Here is a 9,066-nt window from a genome sequence, read left to right on the forward strand (position 1 = left end):
TTATCTGAATAAGTTTGAAATTTATCCCCTTTTTTAACCATAATAAAATCCCCTCCAAGTAAAAGTGTAACATCCATGTGTATTCATGGTCTTTTTACACTGTCTACCTTAAGGGGATAATATCAATCACTACGGTCCTTTTTGCTATCTCTCTTATACAAACACTATGACTGTGTAACTTTATTAGAAACAAGTAATTTTTCAATACATATAGGTAACATATCTAATAACGTTTCAAATGCGTAATTTACGTCCAGACGCTCCGTCCATTGATGGGCATCTTTTCCTACCGGCCCCATATTTAATACTGGAACGTCAAACTCTTCTAATTCCTGAAGTGGAATCGAATAACCTTTATCCCATAATGGCATATTGTCTACAAGAGAACTCATTGAATCTAATGGGTACTGCAAGCCCACATAGCTCAAATCTGAAATTCCTCCAAAATAATTTTGGTTTTCAAATGTAATGCTATGATTATAGTGGGCATACTTTTCCATTTCTACAACTACCTCTTTAATTAAAGGATTGTTGCGTGAACTCACAGCTGGATAGTATGGCGGCGCAAAGAAAAGTACAATCATCGGAGCCTTTTCTTTACATAAGATAGCTAATTTGTCTACTAAATCAATGGTTACCGCACGATCATCTTTATCTTCTCTATTTTTTATAATATTAGATTGAATTTCATCTATTTTTTCTTGTCCATGTTGTTCAATTGCATAAGTGATAAGCTCTTCATACGTTAATACATTTACTTTGAGATTAGGCGGTATGAACGGATTATACTTAGAAAAATGATACGCTCGCTCCTCATACGATTCTTCGATTTTCTCTGCTACTTTCGTTACCTTTTGACGTAACAATGAAACTACATCTGTCATCGTTTTTTCTAGTAAAAACAAGTTAAATAATGTAACAGCACGATGAGGAATTTGTACAGAATAATCCTCCTTTAAGTCTCTTTGAAGCAAGTTAGTTGGTGGTGGACTCGCTTCACCATCTACAATATCACAAAGGTCCGTATTCAACTCTAATTCTGCTGTTATTAATGAAGCCATATAACTCCCATTTAATCCTGCAAAAGGTTCGCCTACATGTGTCTCTTTTCCATAGCAAAGGAAACCAGGTAACACCTTCCCAATAGACCCAGTATAAATATACTTATTTTGGTCCCCAGGATGCCTTGAAAACATAGGCTCTGAATTTAAGACCGTTTTATAATCTAGGTCATGTTCTTTTGCTAAGTCTAATAATTTCGGCACTGCAGCTCTCATCCCTACAGAGTTCACTTCTTCATCTGGAACAGCCAATAAAAGAACATTCCCATCAAATCTTCCTTCACAAGCTTGCTCAACCATCGCCATTTGTAAAGCTAGACCACATTTCATATCCATTGTTCCTCTACCAAAGAGCCAATCTCCTTGTTCAATATCTTCACGTACATGATCTGGTAGCTCATCTTTATGAGAATAAAACATAGATGTTAACTTTTTAGGGTTAAATGCATCTTCTTTCCACACTCCATAATCTTGTACATCTACAACATCAAAGTGGCTAACAAGAATTACGGTATTCTTCGTACTATCGCTTTTCTTTACTAAAGCTGTAACAAAATATCTTCCATCCCCGGTCGGATTTTTTTGCAAATGATGCGGATTTTGTTTGAAATACTGTAAGTCAGATAATTGTTCTACAACAAAGTCTGGCAATATAACTTCAGCCTCTGAACCTGTAATACTAGGAATTTCAACAAGATTGCTTAATAATTGCACCAATTGCTCTTTTGATTGCCACTTTGACATATAAATCCCCCTATTTTTCCGCATTATGAAAATCAATTCCAATATATGAATAAAAAATGACGACAGTTATCAAAATTATACTTCTGATGTTCTGCCGATTTTTATTGATATTTCATGAGCAGCTTGTTTTACCTTACTAATAAGAAAAGATAGTCGATCATCATTAATGCGATGACTAATCAATCCGATACTTAATGCTCCTACTACTTTATGATTAAATCCTATAATAGGTGCAGCTACTGAAGCTGTCCCTTCTGTTTTTTCACCATAACTCACAGCATATCCTTCATTTCTTATTTGCTTTATTTGATCGAAAAGAATTTGCTTTTGTTCTGGTAAAGCAGAAAGTAAATGTTCTACAATGTGTTCCATTTCATTCGTGTTCATATTGGCAAGCATCGTTTTATTTGCTGCTCCAATCGAAAGTGGAATCTGTTCCCCTAAGTTATCGATAACTCGAATTTTTAAAGGGCTATCAATTCTTTCAATGATAATAGAATGTGTTCCATTTGGAATGTTCAAATAAACACTTTCTTCAACTTCAGAGGCCAAACGCTTCATCACTTCTCTTGCAACAGATCTGTAGTCTACCTTCTCCAATTGACGTAATCCTATTTCCATCCACATTGGTCCAATCTTGTACTGTTTTGTTTCTGAAATTTGCGTAACTAATCCATGCTCCATTAGAGAGTTCAGTAACCTATGTACTGTACTAACCGGGAGATGTGTCCTATCAGCTATATCAGAAATAGCCCAATACTCTTTTTCATTTGTAGAATTCAACAACTTAATAATACCTATCGCTCGATCAATGGACTGTACCATAACTCTCCTCAACTTTACTTGTAGTATGTTTAGCCTAATTAACTATCAATTTAACAAAAATTCAAACTGAAATCAATCAATTTATTTAATTTTCAAAATAAACAAAAGATACGCTATCAACATTTTGAAAACGCAAACAAAAAAATATTGACTTTTCTTTTTAATTATCTGAAAATTAGAACAAGATTTCACATCACGGAATACATTCCATAATACGGAAAAACATCAATTTTCATACTACCAATTTTGAAAGTGAGGAAAACAATGACGCAAGTAAACAATTCAAACAATGAATTAAAGCGCACGATGAAAAGTAGACATTTATTCATGATTGCACTCGGTGGTGTGATTGGAACGGGGTTATTTAACGGATCTGGTTTTATTATAAGTAAAGCTGGACCTGGTGGATCCGTATTTGCCTTTATGGCCGGTGGATTATTAATGTATCTCGTTATGTTATGTCTTGGTGAGCTTGCTGTAGCAATGCCTGTTTCAGGCTCTTTCCAGGAATATGCTACCAAGTTTATTAACCCTGCAACTGGGTTTACAATTGGCTGGTTGTATTGGTTAAGCTGGGCGAATACGACCGGTCTTGAATTTACAACTGCTGGTATTACAATGCAGCGCTGGTTTCCTGATATTCCTGTCTGGGTTTGGTGTTTAATATTTGGTGTTACAATATTCACTATTAACGCATTATCTGCTCGTAGTTATGCAGAAACAGAATTTTGGTTTTCAAGTATTAAAGTATCTGCCATTATTGCTTTCATTATTCTTGGCGGCGCCGCTATGTTCGGCTTTATTGATTTAAAAGGAAACGAACCCGCTCCGCTTCTTTCAAATTTCGTAAATCATGGTGGTTTATTCCCAAATGGACTTGCCGCTATCTTATTAACAATGGTTACAGTCAATTATTCCTTCCAAGGTACAGAACTTGTCGGAATCGCAGCTGGTGAAAGTGAAGATCCAGCAAAGACTTTACCTCGTTCTATTAGAAATATAATATGGCGCACGATGTTTTTCTTCGTCTTAGCAATCTTTGTTCTTGTAGCTTTAATTCCTTGGGAAGAGGCAGGATTAACGAAGAGTCCGTTTGTTGCTGTATTTGATAATATCGGTATTCCATATGCAGCTGATATTATGAACTTTGTTATTCTTACTGCTGTTCTTTCTGTCGCAAACTCAGGACTGTATGCGGCAACTCGAATGCTTTGGTCATTATCAAAAAATGAAATGGCCCCAGCCTTTTTAAAGAAATTATCATCACGAGGAATACCTTTAAACGCTTTAATCTTGACGATCGCTATTTCTGCTTTTTCTCTTTTGACAAGCGTTGTAGCTGCTGAAACGGTTTACTTATGGTTAATTTCAATTTCTGGAGTCATTACAATCATTGTTTGGATGTCAATTTGTGTTTCTCAATTCTTTTTCCGTAAACATTATTTAGCCGAAGGTGGAAAATTAGAAGACTTAAAATTCAAAACTCCACTTTATCCTCTTGTACCAATTCTTGGTTTTGGATTGTATGGCATTATATTATTAAGTCTTATCTTTATCCCAGATCAAAGACTAGGAATCTATTGTACTGTACCATTTATTATCTTTTGCTACACCTACTATCACTTTAAGGTAAAGAAAAGAATTGCTACTAACACTCATACAGAAACTAAAATTAGTGAAACTTCGTAATACTGTACTATATATAAAAGACCGCACATTGCTTTTCCTTCATGTGCGGTCTTTTATCATTGCTTTATTCATTTTTCCAGGAACAGTTCCCCTATTTTCCCCATACTATTAGAAGGATGATGTGAGTATCGTTAATGTAGTAAATGCTACACCAGCAATTATGATTTTTTACTGTTCATAAGTTGCTGATTCCCCTTACTATTCCCGTTTTGTTTTGATATATTAAATACATACTATGTCATTAAAAATTAAAAGATAGACAGGAGTTAAATACGATGATAAAAGGTTTCGGAGGAATATTTTGGAGAACTAAAGATCTTGATGTTATAAAAAAATGGTACAGTGAAGTGTTGAAGATTGAAATAGAAAATTGGAATGGGACTGTAATTAAACCCGAATTAGGAACTGAGACTATCTTTTCTTTCTTTACCGAAAATGACAGTTACTTTCCAACAGAACAACAAGTGATGTTAAATTTCCAAGTACATAATCTAAACGAGACTATTCAGCATCTTGAACAAATTGGTGTACCTCTTGAAAAGAAAGAAGAGATTAGTGAATTTGGAAAGTTTATTTGGATTAAAGATCCTGAAGGTCGATTGATCGAGCTTTGGGAGAAATAGCCGGTTGTAATCATTTACTATTAAGCTAACAGGTGCTTTAGTTCAATAAAAAAAGTTGATTCCTTTGAAGTGCACCTCCAATTATTAGACACAGTCTAACAATCGGAGGTGCACTTTTTTACTCTAAATTAATACTTTTAATAAAATCAAAATGATTTTCATCAGCTAATTTATCGATATAACCTGTTATATACAGATTTGCTTTAGATACTTCTGTGTTCTTAAATTCAGAATAAAAATCAGGAGAAAATGATACTTCTAAAACAATACTATCCCCTGGTTTAATATTTAACTTATTACCTTTAGCTAACACTCTAAATGGATTTGTTGTTTGTCCAGAAACAGTAGGTGATTTAGGAAATGAAAACATAACATTATTTTGTGCAATAACATAATCGGTATTATTAGTCACTTTTATTTTATAAGATATTTCAGTGTTCATATTAATATTTTTAGAAATTAATTCATACACTATTCCATTTTCATATCCAAAAATAAATTTGTTTTATTCTCTATATTATCTCACCACTTTTGATAAAGTTTGTTTGTAATTCAGAGTTCGTTAAAAATAGCTAATATCCTTCTTCAATAATCTAGCTCTTACATAAACTGTAATTTGATGAACATATTCGTCTATGCCCACCTCTTTCCCCTGTATATAGAGTACTCTTTTCAATTTCTATTTTCGTCAAATCTAATTAACAGAGATATAAACGAAAATAAATATTTTTACACTATTTTGATTTACATACACAAACTATAGTTTTGGGCTATTTGCTTTGCTTAAGTTGATTTGCATGGGTAATACCCCATGCAAATCAACTTAAGGGACAGTCATTCCAAAAAGAAGTGCTAGTAGGCGGAGAGAAAACTATTCTTCAAGAAAAACTAAATGTTCGGCTTAAAAATAGGCATGACAAAGAAACGTCTAATTGGGCGTTTTTTTCACTTATGCAGCTTTCTTTTTTCGTTTACTTCGTTCGTACACAACTCCAAGTACGTCAAAGACGGTTTTCTTCTCATACATACCCGCATATACATCTGACAATTCCTTTGTTTCGCCGGGCTGTAATGTATCAAGGAACTGTTCAAGGTCTATTTGAATGTACTCCGAATGTTTCTTAATTGTACCGTTCCGAAAGATCTCTGGATTGGGATTCTTATAGTAGACTCGCGTATTGAGTTTAAGCCTGGAAAGAAAGTAGGCTTCTTTTTCAGAAATTGCCCGAAAGTCCTCTAGGGAGAAATAACCAAGGCCACCAATGCGAACGTCACATACTTGCTCATCACTTGTTAGATAGTAATATTCGATATCAAAATCCTCTTATACATTAGTTATCAATACATATTTTCTATTGTTGTATAGATTCTTTCTATAATTCATCCCTTAAAAAAGAACTTATAATTAAGTCAATCATTCAAAATACATTTACAGAAATACTAAGAATTTTATTAAGATTAGACTTTCAAAATATGTTTAGAAGTGGTGAATAAAATGCAAAAAGTTGTTGGAATTATTGGGGGCATGGGTCCTTTGGCGACTGTTGATTTAATGAATAAAATTATTTCTTATACACCTGCAATGAAAGATCAAGATCATATCCATATCATTGCAGACAACTATTCTCAAATACCTGATCGGACAACGGCTATTTTGGGAAAAGGAATGGATCCGACCCCATACATTGTACAATCAGCGCAGCGACTGCAAAACGCTGGTGCGGATTTTCTTGTTATTGCGTGTAATACCGCTCATTTTTTCTATAAAGCAGCTAAAAGGTCTGTTAATATTCCAATCTTGCATATGCCTTTGGAAACGGCTCGTTTTGTGCAAGAAAATAATTTTAGAAAAGTAGGTTTGTTAGCTACGGATGGGACGATTAAGACGGAACTATACCAAAACAGTTGTCAAAGTTACAGGATTGATGTCATTGAGCCTGATAAAGAAATGCAAGAAAAAGTGATGGAAGGAATATATGCTATTAAAAGTGGAAATTTAGAAACAGGATTTTTATATCTTTCAATGGTTGCTGATAAATTGAAAGATAGCGGAGCTGAGGCTATTATAGCAGGTTGCACAGAGGTTCCTCTTGTATTGAAATCATCCCAAAATATTTGCGTTATTGATCCAACAGAAATTGTAGCTAAAATGGTTATTAAAATAGCTAATAGAACAGAGAAAGAAATAATAAAAGTGTAATTTAGAAGTTGGGAATGCGGCAGAATTGTTGCATTCTTATTTTATGGATGTTTGATGCATACGATTTTACGTGTACATGTTATAGTAAATTATAATAAAGAGCTAAAGTAAGGAGCGTTTAGACATGAATATTGAAAATATTGAAGCTTTTATATATGTTTGTCAACTTGGTAGTTTCAATAAAGCTGCCGAAGCTCTTTATTTAACCCAACCTTCTGTAACAGCACGTATCCAATCACTTGAACGTGAAATGAATATAAAGCTTTTTCATCGAAATGGCAATAAGATTTCTTTAACTGAAAAAGGAGAGTATTTTTTTCCACATGCACAAAAAATTTTGCAATCTTATCAGGAAGCTAAGTATGGGTTGCAACAAGTAACAATCCCCTATGACTTGGTAATTGGGAGTGCTTTATCAATATCTAATAATATCCTCCCTGAAATTTTACCTGGTTTCAAATCTGAATTTAAAGATGTTAGAATAAAAATTGTAACTGGTCATTCACAAGACATCTTACAGAAGGTTATTAATAAAGAAGTTGACTTTGGCATCGTACGAACAGAAACACATCCTCAAGTAGAATCAATTCGTCTTTATAATGACCCTATTGGCCTTTTTGTGCCTCGAAATCATATATTTTTAAAAGAAGAAAAAGTAACAATAGAACATGTAAGTAAACAACCCCTCATCTTCTTTGATTATGGATCAATGGATTGGCTCATGATTCATCGGCTATTTTCAAGTAATGATGTAAGCCCGACTATATCTTTAGAAGTAGATAATATGGAAACAGCGAAAAATTTAGTGATACAAGGGATGGGCATTAGCTTCTTGCCTGAACATTGTGTCAAACAAGAATTAGAAAATGGAGAATTGATCCGAGTGGAAATGACACCTCCAGTAAAAATTAATATTAGTATTGATTTTATCTATTTAAAAGGCAGACCAAAATCTGTTTTTATTGACTTTTTAAAAGAGAAGATGTGTAAATAAAACAAACTGATTGGTATATCAATCGGTTTGTTTTTGTTCTGGAGTTGATAGGCATGGGATCCTTACGTATACCTATCAAGCTAAGAAAACAGGTCACCCCAAAAACGATAAAATAATCTTCTCTGTTATAAGAGGGTCTAAAATTTCGTTCTGGGGGTGCTGCAAAATATTAACTTGATGGGTATGGGGTAATACCCCATCGCTATCAAGCTAATGTTAGGAAAAATCAGTTTCCGAAGGGGTATTTTTCTTTTTCTAAAAAACTAGTGTAGATCATTGGAAATTCTGCATATCAAATAAACCCTAACGGGTTTTATTTTTTTATTAGGCTGCTTGATTGCCCGACATGGTACAATTGTAAACGACACCTAATATATCAAAGACTGTTTTCTTCTCGTATCGATGTGATTTTCGTCCGTTTCGCTGTAGAAGGTTAAACAGACGAAACAGAATCTTTGTTAATTCTTGGATGTCTTTTTGTATGGCCTGAAACAGAAGAGAAAAATAGTCTTTAATTATATATAGCTTTATATTCACTCAGCTCTTGTTTCTTCTTTATGAGAAGTAATTTTCGCATTTGAAACATAATAGAGGAACAGATTAGAATGGCAATCAGTTGCCCATACAAATGGCATTCCAATCGTTCTCGTTTTATCTTTTTACAATGATGAATGTGAAAGAATGATTTCCACGTTTTAAATAAAATTTCGATTTGCCAACGTAAAGAATACCAATCATGTACTTGTCCCATCGGGACAATATCTGTAGGGGTGTTTGTCATATATACATTGATACCACTGAGTCGTTTACTACGAGGAGAATACTTCATTCCTTTCTTTTTTTCTCTTACAGCTTGATCTTGTAATCGTTTTTGTTGCTGTTGTTTTGTTAATCGATGAACAATTACACGAGCTGGCACTTTATCAATCA

6 protein-coding genes and 3 pseudogenes are annotated in these 9,066 nt (G+C 33.9%); 4 read left to right on the forward strand and 5 right to left on the reverse strand.

Annotation, left to right across the window (positions count from 1 at the left end; all coding sequences use genetic code 11):
* Positions 1-164: 164 nt before the first annotated feature.
* Positions 165-1,805, reverse strand: coding sequence for a M20/M25/M40 family metallo-hydrolase (locus BWGOE10_RS16390; RefSeq protein WP_070144071.1), 1,641 nt, complete (start codon positions 1,803-1,805; stop codon positions 165-167).
* Positions 1,806-1,880: 75 nt separating this feature from the next.
* On the reverse strand, positions 1,881-2,630 hold the full coding sequence (locus tag BWGOE10_RS16395; protein ID WP_070144072.1) for an IclR family transcriptional regulator: 750 nt from the start codon (positions 2,628-2,630) through the stop codon (positions 1,881-1,883).
* A 264-nt stretch (positions 2,631-2,894) separates the two neighbouring features.
* Between BWGOE10_RS16395 and BWGOE10_RS16400 the strand changes: the two genes are divergently transcribed.
* Together BWGOE10_RS16400 and BWGOE10_RS16405 are read left to right on the forward strand one after the other, a co-directional pair.
* Complete coding sequence (locus BWGOE10_RS16400; protein ID WP_070144073.1) at positions 2,895-4,319, forward strand: amino acid permease; 1,425 nt, start codon at positions 2,895-2,897, stop codon at positions 4,317-4,319.
* Positions 4,320-4,594: 275 nt separating this feature from the next.
* On the forward strand, positions 4,595-4,942 hold the full coding sequence (locus BWGOE10_RS16405; RefSeq protein ID WP_070144074.1) for a VOC family protein: 348 nt from the start codon (positions 4,595-4,597) through the stop codon (positions 4,940-4,942).
* Positions 4,943-5,060: 118 nt separating this feature from the next.
* On the opposite strand, the pseudogene BWGOE10_RS16410 reads toward BWGOE10_RS16405, so the two are convergent.
* Positions 5,061-5,426: pseudogene (locus BWGOE10_RS16410) on the reverse strand (hypothetical protein); the annotation flags it as partial.
* Between the two features lie 531 nt (positions 5,427-5,957).
* Positions 5,958-6,215 (reverse strand): annotated as a pseudogene (locus BWGOE10_RS30250) (IS4 family transposase); the annotation flags it as partial.
* Positions 6,216-6,437: 222 nt separating this feature from the next.
* Here BWGOE10_RS30250 and BWGOE10_RS16415 point away from each other — a divergent pair.
* Together BWGOE10_RS16415 and BWGOE10_RS16420 are read left to right on the forward strand one after the other, a co-directional pair.
* Entirely contained in the window at positions 6,438-7,142 is a 705-nt protein-coding gene (locus BWGOE10_RS16415) for an aspartate/glutamate racemase family protein (protein WP_070144076.1), read from the forward strand.
* Positions 7,143-7,266: 124 nt separating this feature from the next.
* Complete coding sequence (locus BWGOE10_RS16420) at positions 7,267-8,136, forward strand: LysR family transcriptional regulator (protein WP_070144077.1); 870 nt, start codon at positions 7,267-7,269, stop codon at positions 8,134-8,136.
* A 324-nt stretch (positions 8,137-8,460) separates the two neighbouring features.
* Here BWGOE10_RS16420 and BWGOE10_RS16425 read toward each other — a convergent pair.
* Positions 8,461-9,066, reverse strand: a pseudogene (locus BWGOE10_RS16425) (IS4 family transposase); the annotation flags it as partial.

Source organism: Bacillus mycoides, from assembly GCF_001757995.1.
GTDB classification, from domain to species: domain Bacteria; phylum Bacillota; class Bacilli; order Bacillales; family Bacillaceae_G; genus Bacillus_A; species Bacillus_A mycoides_B.